Annotated in this window: 12 protein-coding genes and 2 pseudogenes; 12 read left to right on the plus strand and 2 right to left on the minus strand. The window is 49.1% G+C overall.

Translation table 11 applies throughout. The features are described 5' to 3' along the window. Positions 1 to 2 precede the first annotated feature (2 nt). The 7 genes from EFB11_RS16085 (at position 3) to EFB11_RS16110 (ending at position 4,489) form a co-directional block, all read left to right on the plus strand. Positions 3 to 539 carry a hypothetical protein gene (locus tag EFB11_RS16085; RefSeq protein WP_122791378.1) on the plus strand — a complete coding sequence of 179 codons (537 nt, stop codon included), beginning with the start codon at positions 3 to 5 and terminating at the stop codon, positions 537 to 539. Positions 540 to 601: 62 nt separating this feature from the next. Beyond that, complete coding sequence (locus EFB11_RS16090; RefSeq protein WP_122791368.1) at positions 602 to 1,600, plus strand: hypothetical protein; 999 nt, start codon at positions 602 to 604, stop codon at positions 1,598 to 1,600. Between the two features lie 11 nt (positions 1,601 to 1,611). Continuing rightward, a complete protein-coding gene (locus tag EFB11_RS17605) occupies positions 1,612 to 1,854 on the plus strand; it encodes an AbrB/MazE/SpoVT family DNA-binding domain-containing protein (RefSeq protein ID WP_442906889.1) in 243 nt (80 codons plus the stop codon). 153 nt (positions 1,855 to 2,007) lie between these two features. Further along, positions 2,008 to 2,238, plus strand: a complete 231-nt coding sequence (gene vapB / locus EFB11_RS16095; protein WP_122791369.1) for a type II toxin-antitoxin system antitoxin VapB — start codon at positions 2,008 to 2,010, stop codon at positions 2,236 to 2,238. After that, a complete protein-coding gene (gene vapC, locus EFB11_RS16100) occupies positions 2,235 to 2,636 on the plus strand; it encodes a type II toxin-antitoxin system tRNA(fMet)-specific endonuclease VapC (RefSeq protein WP_122791370.1) in 402 nt (133 codons plus the stop codon). The genes vapB and vapC overlap by 4 nt, the downstream gene beginning before the upstream one ends. 57 nt (positions 2,637 to 2,693) lie before the next feature. Then, the gene (locus tag EFB11_RS16105) at positions 2,694 to 3,524 is read left to right on the plus strand and encodes a Fic family protein (protein WP_122791379.1); all 831 of its coding nucleotides are present in this window, start codon (positions 2,694 to 2,696) and stop codon (positions 3,522 to 3,524) included. Next, complete coding sequence (locus EFB11_RS16110; RefSeq protein WP_122791380.1) at positions 3,521 to 4,489, plus strand: hypothetical protein; 969 nt, start codon at positions 3,521 to 3,523, stop codon at positions 4,487 to 4,489. Before EFB11_RS16105 ends, EFB11_RS16110 begins: the two co-directional genes overlap by 4 nt. A gap of 100 nt (positions 4,490 to 4,589) precedes the next feature. Here the strand turns inward: EFB11_RS16110 and EFB11_RS16115 are convergent, their stop codons facing one another. After that, positions 4,590 to 4,874, minus strand: coding sequence for a helix-turn-helix domain-containing protein (locus tag EFB11_RS16115; protein WP_122791381.1), 285 nt, complete (start codon positions 4,872 to 4,874; stop codon positions 4,590 to 4,592). A gap of 5 nt (positions 4,875 to 4,879) precedes the next feature. Next, complete coding sequence (locus EFB11_RS16120) at positions 4,880 to 5,230, minus strand: type II toxin-antitoxin system RelE/ParE family toxin (protein WP_122791382.1); 351 nt, start codon at positions 5,228 to 5,230, stop codon at positions 4,880 to 4,882. A 141-nt stretch (positions 5,231 to 5,371) separates the two neighbouring features. On the opposite strand from EFB11_RS16120, the gene EFB11_RS16125 reads away from it, so the two are divergent. From EFB11_RS16125 to EFB11_RS16140, 5 genes and pseudogenes are all read left to right on the plus strand, one after another. Continuing rightward, a complete protein-coding gene (locus EFB11_RS16125) occupies positions 5,372 to 18,439 on the plus strand; it encodes a Cna B-type domain-containing protein (RefSeq protein ID WP_122791383.1) in 13,068 nt (4,355 codons plus the stop codon). Between the two features lie 2 nt (positions 18,440 to 18,441). Further along, positions 18,442 to 18,684, plus strand: coding sequence for a hypothetical protein (locus EFB11_RS16130; RefSeq protein ID WP_164706828.1), 243 nt, complete (start codon positions 18,442 to 18,444; stop codon positions 18,682 to 18,684). Between the two features lie 2,055 nt (positions 18,685 to 20,739). Then, positions 20,740 to 23,910: pseudogene (locus EFB11_RS17610) on the plus strand (InlB B-repeat-containing protein); the annotation flags it as partial. 369 nt (positions 23,911 to 24,279) lie between these two features. Further along, positions 24,280 to 24,894 (plus strand): annotated as a pseudogene (locus EFB11_RS17615) (S-layer homology domain-containing protein); the annotation flags it as partial. Positions 24,895 to 24,903: 9 nt separating this feature from the next. After that, on the plus strand, positions 24,904 to 26,521 hold a 1,618-nt coding region (locus EFB11_RS16140), incomplete at its 3' end, for a VirD4-like conjugal transfer protein, CD1115 family (RefSeq protein WP_122791386.1).

Below are 26,521 nucleotides of genomic sequence, written 5' to 3' on the forward strand. Positions count from 1 at the left end.
GAATGAAGAACAACCAAGTTTGCCATGCGTGCGGCGCTGAGTTGGAGATTGTTGAAAATCACGGTCGGATACAGGGCACACATCCCAAATACCGCGTTTGCTGCACCAATGAAAAATGTACTCATTTTATAGGGGGAAGTTGGCAGCCCACGGTGAGAGCCGCATGGGAAGCGTGGGATAAGGAATGCAAACAAGGAAAAGGCCACAAAACGGAAAGAACAAGTAAAGATTTACTTGTTCTTGTCATCAATACAATCGTTATAGCAAGTAAAGATTTACCGGTCATCAATACGATTCTTGGTCGAGGGAATACAGCAGAAATTCGCCCGCGAAAAGATGATATCGTTATCTATGAGGTGAGCAGAAACGAGAAGAAGATGGTTGCTGCCGCCGGAATAGAAATAACAAGTAGAGATTTACCGGTCATCAATACGATTCTTGGCCGTAGGAATACAATAGAAATTCGCCCGCGAAAAGATGATATCGTCATCTATGAGGTGAGCAGAAAAGTGAAAAAAACGGTTGCTGCCGCTGGGTAGCAATAACGCTCGATGGAGCCTTACTCAAAGTAAGGCTCCATTTTTTGATGAGGTGAAACAATATGTCAGACTTTAGACAGATTTTTTCCGCAATGAATGAGTATGAGCAGTTTGTATGTACCATGTCCACTATGAGTCTGGAATTTTCGCTGATGCCCGAATGGGTACAGAATGTTGCGTATACAAAGTACCAGGAAACCTACCAAGAATTGATGGATATGAGGGAAAGAGATCCCAAAATAACTCCGCAGGATATTGTTCGGACAATGTGGACGGACAGCGTTAAAAACGGTTATATCGACACCGCTATGCGTGCCAATGAATTAGGAAAGAGCATCCAAGAGAATTTAGAGAATCTAAAAGATTATGATGCCGTGGTGGACTTTTTCCAGAATGGAGAAAAGTTTTTTCTGCATCAGTTAGAAGATGATCAGTTAGACGATGAACATGCAATCTTTTGGTCCATAGATATTGCAGGAGAAATTCCCGTAGTATTCGTGAAATTTGATGGCAATGACCACGTCACATATATGGATGTGTATCAGAATCCGATTGATCTCGAAACCGGGGACATCCATACCTATGAGCAGCTTGGTCAAATGCAGGCGCAGCAAGATAAAGAGGAACGAAAGAGCTATCAAAAACCCACCGGAAAACAGCTCACCATGGCTCGTGCGCTATGTGAGCAGCAGGGCATTGAAATGCCTTATTTCCCAACAAGACAAGCTTGCTCACATTTCATTGAAAAACTCGTTGAGCATCCTGATGAGCAGATCGGCCAGATGAAGCCGCAGGATCAAGGGGAGAAGGAGAGCCAAAAACCCACTGGAAAGCAACTCACCATGGCCCGTGCGCTGTGTGAGCAGCAGGGCATTGAAATGCCTTATTTCTCGACGCGAAAAGCCTGTTCGCAATTTATCGACGAGCTTATTCATAAGACCCAGGCACCAGAAGCGCCTCCACGCATGGCAGATCAACTTAAAAAGGCGAATCAGGTAAAACAGGAACATCAAAATCAATCTGAAGAAAGAGCAGGGACAGATCAATGTATTCAAATCTAATGCAAACAGGGATGAGTCGACCGATCGACAACCTGGGCCGGATTGTCATCCCCATGGAAATAAGGAGAGGTCTTGGATGGAAGACTGATGATCGGTTGGATGTTGCGGTCGGAACTTATAACGGCGAAGCAGCTGTTGTTTTATGCAAACGACATGTAGGGTGCATTATTTGTGGGACAACCCATGATTTGCAGGGCATCCCCGGAACAAAAAAGCTGATTTGTAAGAGCTGCATCAAAACGATCACAGAATAATCGTCCTTGGCGATATATTGTACCTTGAAAAACACGGTGGCCTACCGTCATATTTGTCGGCAAAATAATAGTATCCGTTGCCCGGAATTTAATGGTATAATCTATTGACAAATAATATATATTGTGATATATATTATTTAGGAGGTGGCGATCATGGATACTGCTAAAATTTTTGAAAATGGGAGAAGCCAGGCAGTTCGGTTGCCGAAGAAGTTTCGCTTTACTGGTGAGGAAGTTTTTGTTCAGCGGATAGGGAAGGCTATTGTATTGTTTCCGAAAGAAGCGGCGTGGCAAACATTTTTGAACGGCCTGAATGGGTTCACGGATGATTTCTTTGAGAATGGACGAGAACAGAGTGTTCCAACAGAGAGGGAAACCCTATGACCTATATGCTGGACACCAATATTTGTATTTATGCGATTAAGAATAAGCCTGAACAGGTCTTAAAGATGCTAAAATGCAAATTAGAACAGGGGCTCTGCATTTCGGCTATTACCCTTGCGGAGTTGGAACATGGTGTAGAGAAAAGCACACAACCAGAGCGGAACAGGGCAGCGTTGTTTCAATTTCTCGCTATCCTGGATATTTTACCTTTCGATGATTTGGCGGCTGCAGAGTATGGAGAAATCTGTGCCTATCTGCAAAAGCGAGGGACACCGATTGGAACAATGGATATGCTGATTGCTGGACACGCAAGAGCTGAAAATATGATTTTGGTGACTAATAATGTCAGAGAATTTGAACGTGTGCCGGACTTAAAAATTGAAAATTGGGCTGAATAGCGGAGGCCATAAAATGAAAAAGGCGTTGCGTCAGCAAATTCAGGAGACGAAGAATTCATGAATCAGGAAATCTTGCAGATGCTGCGAGAGCAGCATGAAATGAATCTGCCCGGTGGCTTGTACCACAAAGCACAGGTAATGCTTGCCTATAATACAAACCGTATTGAAGGCAGTAAACTGACGGAAGAGCAGACACGTTCCATTTTTGAAACGCATACGATCCTATCCGGCAACATGGTTTTGAATACCGACGATATTATCGAAACTCAAAATCATTTCCGGGCCTTTGACTTCATGCTGGAGCACGCGGAAGAAGATCTTTCGATTGATCTCATCAAGCAATTCCATGAGCTTTTGAAACGAGGGACTTCCGATGAGCGAAAAAGCTGGTTCAAAGTGGGTGACTTCAAAGCGCTGCCAAACGAGGTCGGCGGTCGGGAAACGGTTGCTCCGGAAAATGTAGAGCAGGAACTTCGGAAACTGCTTGAATCCTACCATGCGCTTTCGGCAGTCAAGGTTAAAGATATCATTGATTTTCACGCGCAGTTTGAATCCATTCATCCGTTTCAAGACGGAAACGGGCGTGTAGGACGCCTGATTATGTTTAAGGAATGTTTGAAATATGACATCATGCCGTTTATCATTGACGAGCAGCACAAAGCATTCTACTATCGAGGATTGCAAGAGTATCCCAGAGAAAAAGGTTATCTCATTGATACCTGTCTATCCGCGCAGGATACCTTTACAGCGATTTATCAATATTTCAATCGACCGCGGATGAGCGAGCAGCTCCGCGCGGCCGAGAAACAGAAACACGAAGTACAAGACACACACGATGTACAACAGGTACAACAGACACAAGATGTAGCAGGGAGGGACATCAGATGAAAAAGGGAAAACTGATTGTAAGCACAGCGCTGGCATTTGCCCTGGCGGCCGGGATGACGGCCGGAGCCGTCGATCAGACCGCGAAAGCGACTACCAGCAAAGTGTTGGTGGACGGCAAGGAGATTTCCTTCACGGCCTACGAGATCAATGACTACAACTATTTCAAGCTGCGCGATATCGCAGCGGCAGTAAACGGTTCTGCCAAGCAGTTTGCAGTCGGTTGGGATGCAGCAGCGAATGCGATCAGCCTGACCAGCAGCACAGCTTATACGCCCGCAGGCGGCGAGCTGGAACCGCCGGCAAGCATGGAGAATGCAACGGCCAAGGAAACCAACAGCGCGGTTTCCCTGGATGGCACGGCACAGGACTTCGATGCCTACGAGATCAACGACTATAACTATTTCAAGCTGCGTGACGTATGTGCAGCCCTGGACATCGAGGTCGGCTGGGATGCGGCAACGCAGACGATCACCCTGACAACCACCGGCGCAGCCGAGGACGAAGGGGAGCAGGAGCAGCCGACAGAGGAACCGACCGCCAATGGTCACATTCTTAGCCCGGCCATTGACCAGCCGATTGTACGGCCAGAGGGCGAGAATGTTCGGGATGTGAAGGTTTATGGCGGGGTTTATAAAGGCTTAATGACTCCGGTTGCAGGTGCACAGTTAGAGTTCTATGCAGATGCGGAAGGTACTCAGCTTATCGGCACCACTACGACCGATGAGAATGGGGAGTATGAGCTGATGCTTCCAGTGGATATGACGCTTGATCCATTTCATATTGGAAGATATAAAGGTCAAATCTGGGTGGAAGCTTATTGGGTAGATGCCCAAGGAAATAAGTATTCAAATGTTGATGGCTTTTCTACACCTCGCCCATTTCATCCTATTGATGATTTGAGTATTGAAGTTGATGGTGGTATTAATAGTTCGATTTGGATTTCGAGCAGCCCCACCAACTGGTAAACACAAGTAAAAGCAAACGCCGACATGAATTTCATGTCGGCGTTTTTATATCGATCAGAAAGGCAGGAGCCGACACGAAACCGTGTCGGCTCTTTTTGTTTTAAGCGTTTGGCACAAATTCCAGTTTTAGCTGCATGCCAAGAGCGACTGCAAGGCGCTGCAAGGTTTTGATCGAGGGATTGGCCGTACCATTCTCCATGCGACTGATATCTGCTTGGGCAATGCCGGTCAGTTCCGATAACTGCTTCTGCGTTAGATGCTTCTTTTCCCTGGCATCCAAAAGCAAGCGAATTAACTGAAACTCCGGTTCCATTGCATCCCAGGCTTCTTTGAATGCAGGATCACTCATCTGTGCATTTAAAGTTTCACGATAGCTTTTTCCCATAGTAGTTACTCCTCTCTTTGCAAATATTCAGTGCGATATTTTCGGGCGAGTTCGATTTCAGAACGTGGCGTTTTTTGGGTTTTCTTAACAAAACCGTTCGTCAGAATAATCTTTCGGCCAACGACAAAGAAATATAGGATTCGCGTAATATCACTTCCTTGCTTGGCACGGATTTCGAAAATGCCGTCCTCTAATGATTTCGAGAATGGCTCGCGTAAAGCATTCCCTTTTTCGGCTAATAAGTCAAGAAGGTGAAATATTTTGGCACGCATTTTTACATCTTGGGCCAAAATAAATTCCTCTACGGGATAGGTTCCATCAGATTTTTGAAAATATTCCACTTCGAAATCGTACATAATATCCCCTCAAAAGTATGTGATATATCCTATATTCATTATATGTGATATATAACATATTGTCAAGTAATTTTGAAGATAATCAGAAGCGGTATTCGCTTTTGTTGAGATAGATACTTTGTAAAAAGGAGTGAGGTCCTAATGAAAATACCATGGCGATGGAAAGAAACTCTAAAACAAAATGTCGCACGCTTTCTGGTCGCCTGTATGATTGTGACCCTTATCCCGACTTCGGTCATCACAATGGCATCTGCCGCTCAGGTCGTTGTCAAGGATGAGGAAGAACTTCGTGAGGCATACGAAACAGTCAGTAATGGCGATATTATTCGCTTATCACACGACATTCAACTGAGCGAACCGTTGCAATGGGATCGGGATATCAGTATCACCATTGATGGCAGTGAGAATCTGTATAAAATCATGCCGTCGCCTGATTTTCCGACAGCACCGTATGAACAGCAGTTTTTAATCAATATCACAAAAACCGATGTTCATTTTTATCACATTATTATAAACGGTGACGGCCGAGTTGGCGGCATCAACATCTACAATGACTGCTCACAAGAACAGAATTACCATTTCGATGCGATGACAGTCGTAAATACTAATCGCGGTGCAGGCAATGGCAGCGGTGTTTCCATTTCTTCGTACAGTGATAGTGTGCCGGTGACCAATGGTTTTACGAACGTGAATTCCACCCATGTGGCCATTGATAATGGAACAATTTTTACCAATAACTATCTCGCTCCTGATGATAGCAGTAGTTTTGGCGCGGCGTTGTACACACGCGGTAATGTCCTGGTCAATATCGATGATGCAACCTTTAGTAACAATACAGCGTGCTCAGGCGGCGCGATCAGCCAGACCTATTCGTACATCACGATGACCAGTCAAACCGTGTTTACTGGAAACCGTGCCGGGCAGCGCGGCGGCGCGATCATCTGTAATGGTCCCCTGGTGATGGATGGCACACAGATCTCTGGCAATACATCCGACCAGTTCGGCGGCGCGATCTTTGTTGCGGCGCATACAGGCAACCATGGTCAGGTGGTCATGAAGAACGGCGCATCGATCACGGGCAATACCGCGAACAGCGCGGGCGGCGGTATGTACATTTCGGACGAAGCCGAGGTTTATCTGGATGAAGCATCGAACGGCCAGCCGATTTCTGTCACAAATAACCGTGTGCCCAGTGCAGGCGGGGCAGACAATGAGAAGAACAATATCTTTGTTGCGGCAGTTGGCGCAAAGCTGTATGTGGCGTCGGCGCATACAAAGGGCGAGATCGGCGTTTCCACGCAGAACCCGTATAAGAGCGAAGATCTTGTCTGGTCTACTACGACAGAAGCACTGAACACGACTCCGAACGGCTCCGCCAAGGGTCTGAATGGATGTTTGCAGCGCATGGGTGTGGCTACCTATCAGCCGTACAGTATCCAGACCAATTTCACGGAAGATCAGTATGCCCTGTTCGTTTATGACAGTGAAGTGTATCAGCTCGTGAAATCCACGACCGGCAACGACGCAATCATGCTGACCTACGGCGAAGCAGCGATTGTTTTCGATCTCAATCTGCCCGGGCAACCGGCTGAGGTGGTCGAAAAAGTTGCGGCTGGCGTGGTTATTAAGGTGCCTACTGTGCAGGACCAGACGGTCGGAAATACCAAATTCACTTTCCTGGGCTGGTATACGGAGCCAGATGGCGGCCAGAAGGTCACAACAGTAACAGGCCCCGAAGCGGGTATTGACGTTTACTATGCGCATTGGCAGGTTGAAAGCACCGGCGGCGGTGGCGGCGGTGGCAGCATTGGTACAGGCTCGCTGCGTATCGTGTATTTCGACCAGAATACTGGCAGCGGCGGTTTGACATCCGCTTATATCCTTGCCGGTGACTTTACGATTACCATCTATGACGATGAAGGTAATTCGGAAGAAAAGACGGTCACACTGCCGTTTGCATGGCCGGAAGACCCGGCGCGCAAGGGGTATGACTTCAAGGGCTGGGGTGATACGCCGGATGCGACTACACCGGTCAACACCAATATCATCCCGGATAATGGCGAAACCCTGTTTGCGATCTGGGAAGCGCATACCCATACGCTGACCTGGGACGCCAATGGCGGCCAGGGCGGAACGACAACAACGCAGAAGTATGACGAATTGATCGTACCGCCTGCCCAGGAGCCGACACGCGAAGGTTACACCTTTGGCGGCTGGTATATTGACCAGAAATGTACCGTGCCGATGTCCGGCGATATGACTGTAACCGGCGACCAGACATTCTATGCGTCCTGGTTGTCTGAAAAGGTTATCGTTACTTACTATGACAGCCGGGAAGGGACCTCCGTTGTCGGTACACAGGAATACAACTATGGCGATGTACTGAATCCGTTAGGACCGATCACCAATACGTCCGGACAGACCTTTGTACGGTGGGAAACAGAGGATGGCCAGGAGGCAACCGGCATTGGAGAACTGAACAATGCAGTTTTGACCTACCACAAGGGCAATAATGGTGATGATGTATCGTCGGCAGATGGATATTGGGTGCTGGATCTCTATGCAGTATGGGCCGAAGAAACCACCGACTATATTGCAACGATCAAGTGGAATGACCTCCAAAATAACGATGGATGCCGCCCGCAGTCGGTCAAGCTGGGGCTGATTAGTTCGGTCAATAATCGTTTGGTGGGCGAAGCCACGGTCCCGGATGATGGCACAGATGTACAGACGTATACGTTCACTGATCTGCCTATCACGACCGCAGATACGTCTGTTGAAAAGATCACATACAGCGTATTCCTGTTGGGATATACGGACGCAGATGGCACATACCGTGAGATCAAGGATACCGCAGCATCTTCCGGTGAGATCATCGGTTCGACCTCATCGAATTATGATGATGCTGTATTTACGACATATCGCTATGCCATCAATAACTATACCACCGGTGCGACGGCAGCCGAGTATTCCGGCTCCATCTTCCTGGATCACGATCTCATCACCACCGGCGATGATATCCAGTTCAGCATCCAGTGGGAAGATGAAAGCGATAACGACGGTAAGCGTCCGGGAGCTGTCACGCTGGTTTTGTACGCGGATGAAATCAAGGTAAAGGATAATCCGCTGCACAATTCGGACACAGGTGTTGTTAGTGCATCGACCTCGAATTGCAAGGTTTCTGACGATGGCAATGTGTGGACATATACATTTGAGGACTTCCAGAAATATAATGCTGGACAGGCAATCAACTATACCGTCGCAGTTACCAATCCGGACGAAACCACGAAATTCGACCTGAACGATTACTCTACGACGTATCTGAACAGCAAAAACGATGCAGTAGGCGATGCAAATGGCGCGATTATTTCCCGTGCAATCGAGTTAACGGATAAGACTGTAACGATTACATGGGATGATGAATCGAACCGTGATGGCATCCGCCCGGAAAATGTAGTCGTTACCCTATCGGCCTACCAGTGGAATAACAAAACATACCGCTGGGAAGAAATCATGGTTGATACCGCCGATGTAACGGGAGCCGATGATGAGGACACTTGGAGCTATACCTTTGAAGATGTAAAAAAATTCAATGGTGGCCAAGAGATTATCTATAAAGCGGCTATTACATCGGATCTCAATGCTCATATCCCGGTTGGTGCGAATCGCTACACGGCAGTGGCAAATGAGCTGGACATTGTAGTTTCCCATGATTGCAATGTAAAAAATGTGCCCGTTACCATTGAATGGGATGATGCGCAGAACACGGATAATATTCGTCCGTCCACAATTATTGTGCAGCTATACGCTGATGGCGTGCCTTTGGAGGGTGCCGCATATGCTCACCTTTTAAGTGGCAATCTGACAGCCGATACATGGGAGTACACGTTTGAGAATTTGCCTGTAAACCGTGCCGGTGAAGAAGGGCAGGAAATCGTGTATACCATTGCTGCTGAAGAAGCGGTTGAGGATTCTCTGTACGGGACATATATCTCCACTGCAAACGGCGAAGAAGAAGAAATTGTCCGTTACACGGCCAGCTACATGAGCGCAGCCGGAGAAACTACGGATGATCTCACCGAATCGGCGTATCCCTATGTGAAATTAACCCATGGAACGGATCAAGGTACGGTCAATCTGTATGCCAGCTGGCATGATGACCAGAACCGCGACGGTAAGCGACCGAGCAGCATTCAAGTGGATCTGTACAAGCAGGTCGGCAGCGAAAAGACATTTATCCAGACCTACACGGTAACAGCTGGGCGGGATAATTCGTGGACATACACGGTAAAGGGCTTGCCGCTGAACGAAGATGGCCAGAAAATTACCTATCTTGTTGATGTCAACGAGGATTTCCGTCAGCAGCTTGAAAAGAGTGGCTATACCTGTTCGATGGAAGGTAACACGGTCCATCTGTACTATACGCCGTCTGTGGGCTATGTTACTGGTCATATCAACTGGAACGATAATGGCAACAATGACAACCTGCGGCCGGACAGCGTAACTGCTACTCTGTATGCGAACGGCAAATCCACCGGGCAGACGCTTGAGCTGAACGCAGATAATGACTGGACGCAGACCTGGAAGGACGTTGATAGCTACTACAACAACAACGGTACCACCGGCACACCGGTCGTCTACACGATTGTTGTTGATGTGCCGGACGGCTACACGGTCAGCTATACGCCAGAGAGCACCACGACGGTCGATCCGCAGACCATCAACATTGACCTTGCTCATGGAGTAGATCAGCAGGCCCTGGAAGGCGCGATTTACTGGAATGATAGTGGCAATCAGGATGGCAAGCGACCGGATAGCGTAAATGTTCAGCTTTATGCGAATGGCGAAAAGGTTGTAGGAAAGACTGCTGATGTCACCGGCGAAGGAGATATCTGGACAGTCAATTTCTCCGGCCTTGACAAGTATCAGGATGGCGAGCTGATCGACTATACCATTCGGCTTAACGACGATACCGGTCGGACCTATGAGGCGTTGACCGCGGGCATGAATTTGTATTTGTCGTATAACGCAGCCGTTGCCGACATTGAAGTATCCTTCCGCTTTGACGATCGCAACAATGCGGACGGTGTGCGGCCGGATGCTCTGTATCTCAATCTTACCGCAGATGGCATGCCAATCGATGAGGCAGACTACAAGCGCACGGTTAATTTTGATACGGATGGCATGACGTGGACGTTTAGCGACCTTCCGGTCTACTCGACCAATGGCACAAAGATTGCCTATAACGCAGAGGTTGAGCTGTCTGCTGATTATGGTGCGACAGATTACACGGTAAAAACGTCGCGGGATGTTGAGCTTTCGGAAACGAACAGCAATAACAACCAGATTATTATTACCCTTTCCCGTAGCAGCAATACCGACACGGAAACGGGCCATATCTATTGGTTTGACGCGAACAATCAGCGTGGCAACCGCCCGGACAGCCTGACTGTTGTTGTCCGTAGCGATGCCAGCACAGCGGTTGTCGGCACCTACACGATCAATAGCAAGACCGGCAAAGTGACGGATGCAAAGAGTAATGAAGTTGGCAGCGTAACAGTTTCCGAATGGGGTTCGGACGGCTCATCCTGCTGGACGTACACCATTGATGGTTTGACGCAGAATGCTGTTTATGACGGCGTATCGAGTGAGATTTTCTACACCGCAACGGCCAATACTACCGGTGTTACGTCGTGGTATACGGTTTCCGATGGTATCAGCCTTGATATTGCGCTGACTCATAAAAACTATTTGGACGATGTGGGCTCCAGCACGCAGGATTTCTCCATTACGCTGAGCTGGTTGGATAACAACAATGCCTGGAACTACCGCCCGAATACGACCGGCGTGGATATCACATTGCTGGCCAACGGCACTGAATACGACAGTATCCATTTAACGCAGACCGCTGTGGCCAGCGGCAATGATAATGCGTGGGAATACACGTTCAACGATCTCCCGACCTACCTCAACGGGAATGCTGTTGTATGGACGGCACAGATCAATGACATTGCCAAGTACACGGAAAGCACAGCAAATCACGATGACTATGCAACGATCACCATGACACAGAGCATCGGCTTTGATTTTACGGTCAATTGGAACGATGCTGATGATGATGACGCGGCGCGCCCGGATGAAGTTACCGTGGACATCTACGGTGACGGCACCAAGGTTGGCGAAATCATGTTGACTGGTGACGGCAATACCTGGACGGGTTCGGTCACAGATCTTCCGGTTTGGCGGACAGTCGGTACAACAATCCCAGTTGCATATTCGTTCCGCTGGTCGGATGCGACGGGCAATACGCTGATCGACAACTACTACACCGCTACCCCGACCCATGACGGCGCACCGGTAGAAACAGATGCGTTCTACTGGCTCTCCGCGACCGCCTGGGGCGCAATCGACGGTGGGCTGGATGACCTTACTGGACAATACCAGTGGGAAACCACACTGACCCGTAACCAGGAAACCCGTGATGTCTATGCTGATATCCTGTGGGATGACGATGGAAACCGTGATGGCATCCGCCCGGAAAGCATTGAAGTACAGCTCCTTGCCAACGGTGTACCATCTGGTGAGCCTGTCACTGTATCGGGCGGCAGCACGGATAGCAGCTGGCCGATCAAATGGGAAAACCAGAATGTGTACGACGGTGGCCAGCCGATCGTGTATACGGTCGAGATGGTCACGGTTCCGGATGGCTATGCAGCAGCTACCGATAGTACGGGACTGAATATCACTCTGACCCATGCTGCGGAAACGACCAGCGTTACCGGTACAGTAAACTGGGACGATGCGAGCGAAGCCCATTACGAATACAATTCGCAGGGCGAGCTGATTCGAAGCTGGTATGGTATTGAGCGCGTAGATGTATTTATGCAGCTGCTTATCAATGGTGAGCCCTATGGCGAACCAATTAAAATCCCAGCTTCCGGCTATGCGCAGGATGGCAATGCACAAGCGACTTATGCTTCCTACACATGGGATGACCTGTTTGTTCATGAAAACGAGGGCGAAACCAATGAATACACGATTTCCGTGTATTCGCCGGAGTTGGATGAACTGCTGGCAGATGGCTACACGCAGACCTATGATTTTGAAACAGCGTATAAACCGGCAACCACAATCCATCATACATACTACGATGTACGCGGTACAGTATGGTATCTGTATAATGTGAGCGATGATTTCCGGTTGGAAAACGTACCAGTAACGGCATATCTTTATGACGCAGAGAGCAAAACGTACACGGCAGTTGGATCGGATGTTACCGACGAAAACGGCGAGTATGAGATCCGCAATATCCCGCAGGGTCTTATCACTGTACGTGCAACCTATGCGTATGGAGATTATACCTATGCTGGTAGTGTGGGTGTACAGCTTAATCTATGCGATCAGAACGATGTTGATCTAATCGTAAACCGTGATGCTCAGACGGACAGCGATCTGTACCGTTATGCAGCGTCCGGACGTGCGTATTATCAAACTGATCGGACAGATGAAAGCACCCGCACGGCAGTACCGGCGGGCAGCGTAGTGCTGTTGTACAAGATCACAGATACGGTGGAAAATGCACAATATGTTGGCATGACCACCACGGATGCGCTGGGCGCATACCAGTTTGAATCTCTGGAAAGCGGCACCTATCTGGTAAATGTCGTATTCAACTATGCGGATGGCACATACACCTACGATAATAGCGATGCACAAGCGGATGGCCTGACTTTCCGCATTAACGGCGCCGATGTAAATTGGCCGGACATCGTTAAACAGGTGAATGCGCAGATTGATCCTGGTCCCGATCCCGATCCAGGCGAAAATCCTGATCCGGAGCCTGATCTGCCTGAGCCTTGCGTAGTCGATGGCATGGTCTACTTCTCCGATAACGGGCAGCACACCACCGATCCGGTAGAGGGCGTGGATGTCTACATCTACACCGCTGCAAATAATGCTCTGGTTGGGCAAGCAGTAACCGATGCTGATGGGCATTGGAGCACCGAGGGTATTGGTGCAGGCGATTATATCGGCGTGTTCAGCTATGCGGGCAGCACTTCGCGCGTCCTGCATTTCACAGTCACGGACGATGATTTTGCGATTGGCACCTATACCGCAGCTACTCAGTATTTTGATCGTCAGAGTAATGTCAGCACCGCTACGATTCGCGGCGTAGTGCTGGATGATGACGGCAACCAGACAAGCGCGCTGGTTCAGATTCTTTCTGAGAGCGGAGACATTGTAGATGTAGCCTATACGGACAAGGACGGCTTCTACTCGTTCACTGTCCAGAGCGGCCAAACCTATCGTGTCAAGATTGTTTCCGTAGACCGCGAAACTGAGTACCTGACAGCTGGCGATCCGGACGATGAATATACGACGCTTGATTACTACACGATCAGCGGTAATTTCTCGATCGATGGCACGGCACAAAGTGGTGCAACCGCAGTGCTTTACAAAATCAACGATGAGGACACAGCCGGTTCCCCGATTACCGCAACTCTGACAGACAGCAACGGTGATTACACCATGCAGGTCATGGATGCCGGTAATTACCGTGTAACCATGTACAAAGATGGTCAAGTTTACGCGAACCATATGGTATCCGTGGGCTATCAGGAGTATGAGCCGACTGTCACCGGCAGTGATGGATCGTATTCCATCAGTGGTAGTGAGCCGGACGGCTACGATAGCGGTATCCTGTACGATATCAGCACAAAGGTTGTCAAAAAGGTTGCCGAGTTTGGAGCAGGAAGCACCTACTCGTTTGAAGATCTTCCGGCTGGCACCTATATGCTGGAGCTGATGCGGGATGGCGCTCTGATCCGATACTATATCGATGCTCCTGATACTGTGATTGACGTAAACCACTACGTTACGGTATCCGGCAGCGTCACCGGCAGCGATGGCAGTCCGGTATTGGGTGCGATTGTGACCCTGCTGAATAGCGAGGGGGAACAGGTTGGTGAGCAGACTATAATCACCAACGGCAATTACGAGTATTCCGGCCTCCCCGCAGGCACGTATACCGTACAGATCGATAAGCCGGTTGCTGGCACAGAACTGGTGAATAAGACCACCGATGAGCCGGACAGCTACGGCGCATCCTATCCAGGAGGTATGCCGGATGGGTCGGTATGGAGCTGGAACATGAACGCTGTGACGGTTTCCGGTACTGTAACCGACCAGAAGGGCGAGCCTGTCAAGGGCGCAACCGTAGTGCTCAAGCTGGACAGCGATCCCGATAAGGCATATGGTGTCATGACCAATGAACACGGTCAGTGGAGCATGGGCGTTATGGATGGTACCTATACTGCTTCCGCAATGCTTGAAGCTGATGCAGACCATATCTATCACGCTACAAATGATGTGCCTGTCACTGTATCGGGCGCGGACGTATCCGGCGTAGACCTGACGATCAATCGGTATACGGTATCCGGCAGCGTTGTACGCGATGGCGACAGCGAACCGATTGATGGTGCAAATGTCACCATTACCTATCCGGATGGTACAGAAGTATGGACTGGCACGAGCGGCGAAGATGGCGTATTCACAGCACCGCTGTTCCCGGATGACTACAAGGTATCTGTATCCTATAAGGATCAGGCAGCAGCTGCGGATATCACTGTTGATGCAGACATGAATCTGACGCTGCGCGTCGGCATTCCGATTACGATATCCGGCATCGTGCGTGATACGGATGGGCAGCCTGTATCGGATGGTATTGTCTACTATGATGGCCCGACATCAGGTCGAGTGTATACCAGCGAAGACGGCTCTTATAGCATCAGCTTGACCGCATCCCAGACAGGCCGCTATACACTGTATGCGACTGCTGCTGGCAACACCAGTGATACGGTAACGATTGATGTGCTGACTGATACCACTCAGGATTTGATTCTCCAGGCCGATAGCACGGAACCTGATCCCAGCAAGGAGCACATGATTACAGGTGTTGTCGTAGACAATAACGGTAATCGGCTTGCAAATGCACTTGTGACCGTTGTATACGGCGATGACAAGACCAAGACGATCGAAACATCGACCAGTGACAATGGTAGCTTCCGGGTGAACGTGCCGGATGGCACCTTCTACCTGTCGGCTGTCTACGAAGCTCCGAATGGCTATTCGTATCAGACCAACGGCGAATCCACTGTCCACGTCAATGGCTCGGATGTTACCGATATTGTACTGGCAGTGAGCCTGTCCTACGAGGTGCGCGTATCTGTTGTTGACACGGCTGGCACACCGGTAGAGGGCGCGACCGTGACCTATTCCGGCGCAAGCACAGGTGAGGTTACAACCGGCTCTGACGGCATGGCTATCCTGCAACTTGCTGGTGGCAAGTACGATTTTAAGGCTACAATCGGCAACCGTGAGAGCGGTAAGGAAACTATCGAGATCAGTAAGGCAACTGATGTTAAGCTGACCGTAGGCACGACTGGTATCGAGTATGAACCGCCTATGGTTGAAAGCCATGATAACACCATCAGCGGCCATGTAATTGATCCCAAAGGCAATCCTGTTGCCAATGCCAATGTAACGCTGCTCAAGTGGAACGTGGCGACCGAGGATTGGGATTCCATCAATACCACCATGTCTGATGACAATGGCTATTATGAGTTCAGAGGATTAGATGATGGTAAATATCGTATTGATACGTCGTTCACCCAGTCCGACACTGTAAGCACTACGGCTGGATCGTACCAAATCACTGGTTATGCACTGGATGATGGCGAAAACCCCTATATCCATGCAACGGTCAATTTGTATGACACCTCTGGTGAAACCCTCTTGCAAACGGTATATACCGATGAAGATGGATATTACGAGTTTACGGATCTCGAATACGCAGACTATGTGGTTGAAATCATCCCCGAGGGCGACGAAGGTGCATACACGACCACGGAAACCGTTACCGCACAGCCAGGCAGTTCCGTAATTACAGGCACGGTAACAGATGTGAACGGTGAACCTGTTGAAGGTGCAAACGTCGTTGTATCTGGCGAGGGCGGCGATTGGTCTATGACCACGACCGAAAACGGAGAGTACCGTTTTGAAGTTCCCGCAGATGGGGACTATACCGTGACAATCACCTATCCTGACAGCACAGTCGTTACAACGGACGGCAGCTATCAGCCTGATCCAGATGATCCGATCGCACCGATCCTGAACGCAGACAACTTCACGATCAGCGGCTATGTCCATGATACGGACGGTAATGCGATCAACGATGCGATGGTTATCCTCCAGAACATGGATGGCGACCAGATCGACGAAACCAGCACGGATAGCGATGGGTATTATGAATTTGCTAATGTGCGTCCAGGTCAGTATGTGGTCATCGTGATTTCTGGCGAAAATCGTCAGGAATATGAAGTTGATACTGGTAATACGAGTGACCCGGATGAGCCGACCCCGCCTGAACCGGAGGATTCTATTACTATCAGCGGCACGGTTGTCACCGATCATAAGAAACCTTTGTCTAACGCAACGATTACAGTACGCAATCTGGATACCGGTGCGGAAATCACCCTGACAGCAGATGCAAACGGGCGTTTTGATACCGGCGAAATGGACCTTGGTCGTTACGAAATCATTGCAAGCTATACCCATGAGTATGGCACCAATATCTCCGATCCGCTGCATACCACCACATCGCAGGACGATGCTGTCCTGGTTATCATCCTGAACTATGTGGCTGATGTCAATGGCGATGGCAGTGACGAAACGGTATATGCGGGTAAAGATGATGATTTCGATACCGAGGATGACTTCTATCAGGCCGACACCAACGGCGACGGCATCAAAGAAAACATCTATGCCGGCAAGGATAAGACACCTGGCACCGAGGATGACTTCTATCTGGCCGATTCTGACAAGGACGGCGAAGATGAAAACGTTTTCGTTGATGGTGATCGCATTCCCGGCACCGAGGATGACTTCTATCTGGCTGATCCTGATAAGGATGGCGAGGATGAAAAGATCACGGCAGGTGAGGATGAAACGATTGGCACCAAGGATGACTGGTATCCCTCTGATCCGGATGGTGACAATAAGGATGAGCAGATCTTTGTCGGTAACGATACCAAGCCAGGTACCGAAGATGACTGGTATTTGGATGATGACGGCAACCAAGTATATCTTGGTGTGACCGTAACATTCAACGGTAATGGCGGTACTGTAAATGGGAAATCCAGCATTTCTATGGCACGGGATAGTATCACCTCACTGCCGACAGGATCTCGTGATAATTACACCTTTGACGGTTGGTATACCGCAGCAAACGGCGGCAATAAACTCTCTCTGAGCGATATTGCAGCACTGCAAGTTAACACGACGGTATACGCGCACTGGACTGAACGCTCTACTGGCGGTGGCGGCTCTACTGGCGGTGGCGGCTCTACTGGCGGTGGCGGCTCTACTGGCGGCGGCGGCTCTACTGGCGGCGGCGGCTCCATTGGCGGCGGCGGCTCCATTGGCGGCGGTGGCTCTACTGGCGGCGGCGGCTCCATTGGCGGCGGCGGCTCCATTGGCGGCGGTGGCTCCACTGGCGGCGGCGAAACCATGTTGACCGACGATCATATTGCATATATCAGCGGTTACGAGGATGGCACAGTGCGGCCGCAGAATAACATTACCCGCGCAGAAGTTGCGATGATCTTCTATCGATTACTCAATGGTGATGTTCGTACCCGATATGAAACAAATGATGTAACTTATGTTGATGTTCAATCTGGTGCGTGGTATGCGACGGCTGTTGCAACTCTGTCCAATGCTGGTATCCTTTCGGGCTATGAGGATGGTACTTTCCATCCTGACAGCATCATTACTCGTGCTGAATTTGCCACGATTGCGGCAAAATTTGATACTACAAATACCACGGGTAGCAATAATTTTAAGGATATCACTGGACATTGGGCTGCACAGTATATTATGCGTGCAAATAGCCTGGGTTGGGTATCTGGTTATCCGGACGGCACTTTCCGGCCGGATGCAGCGATTACCCGTGCTGAAGCAATGACGCTGACGAACAGTGTGCTGCATCGTGACGCGCTGACGATGGATAGCCTCCTGGATGGTATGGTCGAATGGCCTGATAATCCAGAATCGGCGTGGTATTACCTAGCCGTACAGGAGGCCACCAATAGCCACGATTGTATCGTGGAAAACGGTACAGAAAAGTGGACGGCATTGAGTGGGAGGTAACATTGGAGCAATCTCTGCTGGAAGTTTTATCAATGATCGCGGGGTGTGAATACCTATCCGATTTACATTGGATGACCGACGAGCAAAAGCATCGGCTGCATACTGTGTTGGCTGACTTCCGCACCGATCGTGCATCCGATAGGGAATGGCAAGATGCCCTAATATACATTGTTGGAGTGTCGCCTAAATGCTCTGCTACTGCGGAGAGCGCAAAAACAATGTTATTGAAATTTTTAAAGGACTGAAAGGAGGAAGATACGGAGTTGGGGATTTAGAATCTCAAGATGGCTCTAAATCCCCAAAGCTCCTACATTAAGACACAATCTTAAATGAAAAATTTAGGAGGGAGCAAAGTGAAAAGGCTCAAGCGAATCGTATCACTGATTTTAGCGGCAACAATGCTATGCACATTGACACCAGGAGCTTTTGCTGCATACGATGCTGACGATAACACAGCAGCTGTCAGCAGTGCCAACAGTGATGATGAAGGTGTTATCAACAGTAATGAACCAAGTGACAGTGGAGGAGAAGTCGGCGATGTACCGGATGAAGGAAGTGCCGGATTACCCGACACCGATGTATCAGGAAGTGCTGACGATGTCGACGGTGTCGATGGTGCCGATGGTGCCGATGGCGCCGACAATGCCGAACCATCCGCACCTTCGGTAAATGGCAACAGCAACGAATTATCGGATGAAGGGGACGAAATTGGCGGCGGAGAAAATGAACCTGTTACAGTTTTCTCAGATGAAATCGTATATTATGTTGCCAATTCTACCACTGGCGGCAGCGATTTAAGTGGTGATGGATCGGAAGAAAAACCTTTTCTGACCATTAGCCATGCCGTAGAACAGGCGCAAGCAAATTCTGCGACGCAATTACAAATTATTTTGTTATCGGACATTTCATCCACGCTGGAATTGGTATTCGATGATCCCGATTTGCCGATTACCATTTCTTCTACGGGTGGAACACATACCATCCAATTTACTGGTACGCGCCCGATCGGTACTGAAAGCGGATTTATCCGAGCAACAGATGGCGCGCAGCTGAACTTTGATGAAGTAACGCTGGCGGGGTCTACCGGCGCATATGATGGCCGTGTCATTTATGTGGCAAATGGTGCAGAGGTCACACTGACCAATACGACTGTTACGGATGGTCTGGTAAACAGTGTTCTGACCAATATGGGCGGTGCAGGCGCACTTGTAGATGACCGTGGCGTGCTCAATATTGGTTCTGGTACGGTGTTTGATGGCAATGAAACGGTAGCTGGCGGTGGTGCGGTCTTTGTTGCCGATGGCGGTACGGTGGCAGTCAGCGATGACGCCCAGATCAGCAACAATGCCGCCCGGCTGGGTGGTGGCATTTATGCAGATACCCAAACCAATGGGTATGGCGGTTTGTCTATTTCGGATAATGTGTCCATTACCAATAATGACGCATCCGAAAACGGATCTGGCATGTACATCTGTGCTGATGCAAATGCGTCTGTAACGGGTGATGTGCAAATTGCGGAAAATAAAAAGGGACAAGCTGCAAATAACGTCTATCTCCCCGATGATGCTACATTGGATATCGCAGGAGCAACCACTGGTGCGAATATTGGTATCTCCGCTGAGCCAGAACATGCTTATCGTCTGGTGTCGTTGCCGGATTCCTATACGATTCAGCCAACTACTACCGGCGACGAGCAGGGATGGTCTGATGACTGCGGTACATGGGATATCCGCTATATGGATTATCAGGGACAGCCTGGTCTTTATCTTTACTACAAAACGCTGGACGCATCCTTTGAGGATGTAAATACGTTGACCAGCATTACCGGTAAGGATATCAACGGTGAAACCGTAGATTTTTTGCAGGATGCTGACAGCTTGCCGAGTGTATCCATCTCTGACAGCGTGCTGACTGCGGCTGACACCGTGGCAAAGAATACCCCCGAGGATGATGACCTGAGCTTCACTTTCGCGGTTAATCCAGATGAATATCGTATCCCGACTGAGGATGTAATTTCGGTTACATCCGGCGGGCAGCCAGTCGATTTTACCTATTCGCCTGATTTTGAAGCTGGCAGTGCAACCATTACGGTTGATGATGCCATTATCGATACATTGACGGAGACAATTCAGTTCAAAATTACCGCTGAAAAGTATTACGATTTAACGTTGCGCATGGAGGGGCCGCTGTACGCAATGCAGTCCAGCATTACGCAGCTCTCCCAGTCTGCGCTCGTCATCAGCGAGCAGAGCAAGACGGGTACAACCGCTCATTATAAAATCACATTAGGTGGCCAGCCCATGGAGGGTGTCACGATCGAGCTGTACGAGGAGGACACGAACCTACTGGGTGGCACACAGATTACCGGAGAAGACGGTACTGCTGATTTTATCGGTTTGTTACCGGCAAAATCCTATTATCCGATTTTGAAATATGAGCATACATACCGTGTAATCTCGCGCGATCTGGTATCGATCGACCTGTCAACACTGGAAGGGCAAAACCTTGCCGCGACATATACCGCAGATGAGGGCGCTCAGACCGGTACAATTCAGTATGATTCATCGTCCGGCAAGGCATCCGTAACCAAGATTACCGCAGATGCGACCGTGACATTTTCGGTCGAACAGGCAGCCGACACGATCACCTTTGTCGGAAATGAAGGCCAGGCCACTACTGCGCCGGCCACGCTTTCCATGGGAAGTAAAAAAATGCCTGCGGGTTCAAGTACATATGGTGTACTGGCCACTGCCGATCTGACTGGTTACACATTTGCCGGATGGTATGATGCTGCCGATGGTGGTAATCTGATTGAATCCGATACTCCGTATAAAACTGGACTGTCGCCGCGTGTACTGTATGCGCACTGGACTGCCAACACGGATACTGCGTATCAGATTCAGCATTGGGTAGAGTACGCTGAGGGCGGCGCAAATGCTGGTTATGAGGAGGATATCACTCAGACTAAGCAGGATAACGGTGTCACCTACTATCTGTATGATACGACGGATTATGAAGATGGAGTATCCGATCAGATTAAGGATATTTCTACGCTGGACCTCGAATCCATGAGCGATGAAACTCTGACTTGGTGGACGCGCGATGGATTTACCGCTCGTTTCCAGCAGGATTGCAAGGTACTGGCAGACGGTACTGCGGCATTCAGCGTCTACTACGACCGCAATAGTTATGAGATCACCTTTGACAGCTCCGGTGCTGGCTCTGTACAATCTCAGGATAAGTTTGATCCGCAGGACGTGAAATTCGGTGCATTGGTAGGTAACTTGCCGACTCCGACGCTTTCCGGCTACCGATTTGGCGGCTGGTATGAAGGCGATGTACTGTATACTGCGACTTCTGTCTACACCAAAACCGACAACACTGCGCTGACTGCGCGCTGGAACTCGGCAGACGATGCAAATTGGGCGATTAAAGTTGCAGTGCAAGATCTCGCTCAGAATGAGGACGGCGAATACTATGGTGCCGATACCTATACCGAGTATAAAACAGTCTATAAAGCCAATGATGGCAGCCTGCTCACGGGTACGGTTGATACTGAGGTAACTTTTAATATTTCCGATATCAATGAGCTGACTTTTGAGGGATTTAAGCCTGTTGGCTATGCGGATAGCTACGATCAGAATGCCTCCGGCATGACCGAAAGTGCGGATAAGGCCGTGGTTTATGTTGATCCGACTGACGTGTCTACCGAATTGAACGGTAAGTACAATGAAGCATTCGACGGCGGCATTGTTTGGATTTACTATGACCGGAAAACCGCGCATGTAACGCCCGATCCCGATCAGCCGGGTGGTGATACAGATGGTGGCGATATTATTTACGGCGGTGATTTTACTGGCCAGTTGCCGCCTGAACCGACTCGCCCAGGCTACGATTTTGACGGCTGGGAAGACCCGGACGGCAATCCGGTTGATGAAAACACCCCTGCCGATGATTATGTCGAAAATGACGGGACCATCGTTGTCACTCCCACTTGGGAGCCGCGCGATTATCGCCTGACCTATGTTCCGGGTGATAAAGCTACATTTGTGGCATCTGATGGCGGCAGCGGCACTTCCAATCCAGATGTGCCGGGCGGCTACAAGGATAGCCATGATGTAACCTACGATCAGGCAATGGGTCAGATGCCGTCTGCATCGAAACCTGGTTATGAAATGGATGGTTGGTTCCTGGAGGATGATACGCAGATTACATCGGATACAGTGGTCACAATCGATAATGTCATCATCAAGAATGATGCGAATACCTATGAGGAAACCCGTCCGTTGTATGCGCATTATACACCTCATCAGTACACGCTCGTACTACAACCAGGTAAGAGCAGTGTAACCGGCAATCCTGGTTCTGTTTCGCCCGACCGTGTGACCGTTACCTACGATCAGGCTGTTTCGGGCCTGCCTGAGCCTACGCTGACTGGCTATACCTTCGTGGGCTGGGTATTGGACCTGTCGGATCCGGCAGGTACACGCATTGAAAACGGCGATATTTGGGATACCGTCTATACCAACGGTGCAGAAATCCCCGTATACGCAACCTGGGTGCCCAACACCTATGAGTACACGTTTGATCTCAACGATGATATCGGCTCGACCAAGGGGTCGCTGATTGATACGACGATCGATCACGTGGATGAAACGTTTGATTCGGTCTATGACGGTATTTTCGCTGTGGAAGCGGTTCGACCGGGTTACGACTTTAACGGTTGGTCGCTGACGGAGGATGGCGATGTGCTGACCGCAGATGATCTGGTTGCTTTGGCACAGGATACAACGGTGTACGCCATTTGGACGCCGAAGGAGTACAATGTCACCTTTGTCATGAAGGGGGCATCCATGCCGGAAACCTTTGACACAGAAAATGCGGTGCGTGATGAGGAAGCCGATACATGGACCATTAAGGTGAAATTCGATACTACCTATGGCACACTGCCGGTGCCGGTCAAGGCCGACAGTGAATACCATGGTTGGTTGGCAAATGCACCTCATTGGGATGCAATCCACAACGAGATTATCCTTGATCTGCCGTCGTACACGGATTATCAGGACGAAAACGGCATTATCCTCACTGCTGTTATGGAACCGTGGATCACCTTTGATCCAGACGGTAATACGTTCGATGATGGCACGACTGATCCCAAAAAGGAATTGCAATCGGATATCGACGAACTGCCGAATGTAAACAAGCCTGATTATACATTTGACGGTTGGACAACCGAAGATGATCCGGATACTGTCCTCGATCTTGATGATGTGAAAAATCTCGATCAGCCGACTGTCCTCAAACCCAAATTTTCGGCCAATATTACCTTTGTTGGCAACGGTGGCACTGTAAATGGACAGAGTCAGCAGGTGATTGCTCTGAGCAAGCTCAGTACGCTGCCGTCTGCATCCCGGTCTGGTTATAGCATGGACGGCTGGTATACCGCAGCCAGCGGCGGCACACAAGTGACACTTTCCAGCTTGCAGGCGGCCGGTACTCCTGCTACGGTTTATGCGCACTGGACTGAACGCTCCTCTGGCGGCGGTGGTGGCTCCATCGGCGGCGGCGGTGGTGGCGGCGGTGGTACGCCGTCCTATACAATCACCGTTACAGAGGGCGAAGGCGCGAATGCTACCCCCGATGGTAAGGTATCTGTATCTGGTGGCAGTGATAAAACTATCGAGATTTCTGTGGACGATGGATATGTTGTAACAGATGTCCTGGTTGACGGCCAAAGCGTAGGTGTGGTCGAAAAATACACCTTCGAGAATATCCGCGACGATCATACGTTAGAAATCAAGACCGAAAGATTGCTCACCGGCGATCATATCGCCTACATCAACGGTTATCCGGATGGAACCTTCCGGCCGGATGCAGCGATTACCCGCGCTGAAACTGCAAAGATTTTCTACAATCTGTTGAGTGACAGTGCTCGTGCTGAGTATGAATCTACCATTCCGACGTATAGTGATGTTCAGGCGGATGCTTGGCATACGACAGCAATTTCGACTTTGAGCAAGATGGGTATTTTGGCTGGCTACGAGGATGGAACCTTCCGGCCGGACGCAGCGATTACTCGCGCTGAATATGCTGCAATCGCTGCACGATTCGATAAGCTCAGTACGGGTACGAAAACATTCTCGGATGTTCCGACGACCCATTGGGCATACGATGAAATTTCGTCGGCGGCCGAAAAGGGCTGGATTGCAGGATACCCGGATGGCACTTTCCAGCCGGAAAATCAAATCACACGCGCCGAAGCTGTCACGCTGACGAATGCGGTGCTTGATCGTGTATGTGACGATACATTTGTTGCTGAGCACTTGGCCGAGCTAATCACATTCTCCGATTCCAATTTGAAAAACCACTGGGCTTATTCCGAAATCATGGAGGCAGCCAATGCGCATGATTATGAAAATAGCGCAGGAACTGAAATTTGGACTGCTTTGCAGTAAGGAGTAGATTTGAAAAAAATCACAAAAGGCAATGTAATATTTGCGATTATAGCAAGTATTCTTTGCTTTTATGTCACAAATCGCGCTGCATCCCTATTTTATATCGAGCAACAAGTTGCACAAAATGTGCTAGATGCGTTCTCTATGACCATAGATGGGCTATGGGCGGCTATTGCCGCCCGGCCCTTCTGGGTAGATACAACCCAGCTGCATATTGGCATGGTCGGTGTAATAATGTTCTTCTTGTTCTGGATATATAGCTTGACAAACAACAAAAACTTTCGTCCAGGCGAAGAACATGGGTCGGCACGATGGGGAACAAACGCAGATTTAAAGCATCTGTACGATCACAAAAATCAAGATAATAACATTATTTTGGCCCAAAATGTATACCTGAGATTTTGGGGGCCAGTAGATTTCCGGTTTGATCGAAATAAAAATGTGGTTATCATTGGTGGTTCGGGCAGTGGTAAATCATACGGCATTATGGAACCGAATTTGTTGCAACTTCATAGCTCCTATGTTGTGACCGACCCCAAAGGGACAATATTGCGAGAGATTGGACGTGTCTTTAAAAATGCAGGATATGAAATTCGCGTATTAAATACAATCAATTTCAAAAAATCCATGCATTATAATCCCTTGGCGTACATCCATTCGGAAAAGGATATTTTACAGGTGGTAGATGTCCTGATTTGCAATACCAGCGGACAAGGCGAACAGAGCAGAGAAGATTTTTGGATAAAATCGGAACGGTTACTTTATTCAGCGTTGATCGGGTATCTATATTATGAGGCTCCGCTGATTGATCGGAACATTCCGATGCTTTCCGATATGATCGATCAATGCCGGGCATCGGAGGAGGATGAAAACTACAAGAGCACAATCGATATTCTTTTTGAAGAATTGGAGAAACGCAAAGGATCTTCTCATTTTGCTGTAAAGCAATATAAAAAATTCAAACAAGCGGCGGGCAAAACTCTAAAATCTATTTTGATATCGTGTGCAGCTCGGTTGGCACCTTTTGATATCCAAGAGGTACGCGAGCTGATGATGGATGATGAGCTTCAGCTGGATCAGATAGGCGATCGGAAAACGGCGCTTTTTGTCATTATGTCAGATACCAGCAAAACATTTTCCTTTATCAACGCCATGATGTTCTACCAGATGTTTAATCTGCTATGCACACATGCAGACGATGATTGTGGTGGGAAATTGCCCGTACCAGTACGATGTATGCTAGACGAGTTTGCCAATATCGGTCGTATTCCGGATTTTGAGGTGTTGATATCTACTATCCGCAGCCGACAAATTTCCGCGTCGATTGTACTTCAATCCAAGACACAGCTGACCAATACCTATAAGGACAATGCAGAAACCATTATTGATTGCTGCGATAGCTACGTTTTTTTAGGCGGTAAGTCTACAAAAACAGTGGAGGATTTGTCAAAAATGCTGGGTAAAGAAACGATTGATATGCGCAATATGTCGCAGACGAAAGGGCAACAGGGTAGTGTATCGGTGCAGAATCAAATCACTGGACGAGATCTGCTAGACCCTGCAGAAATCGGAAAAATTGATCGGACGGAGTGTATTGTACAAATCACTGGCTTGCCGCCATTCCGGT

It is taken from the genome of Intestinibacillus sp. Marseille-P6563 (assembly GCF_900604335.1).
Lineage (GTDB): Bacteria > Bacillota > Clostridia > Oscillospirales > Butyricicoccaceae > Butyricicoccus_B.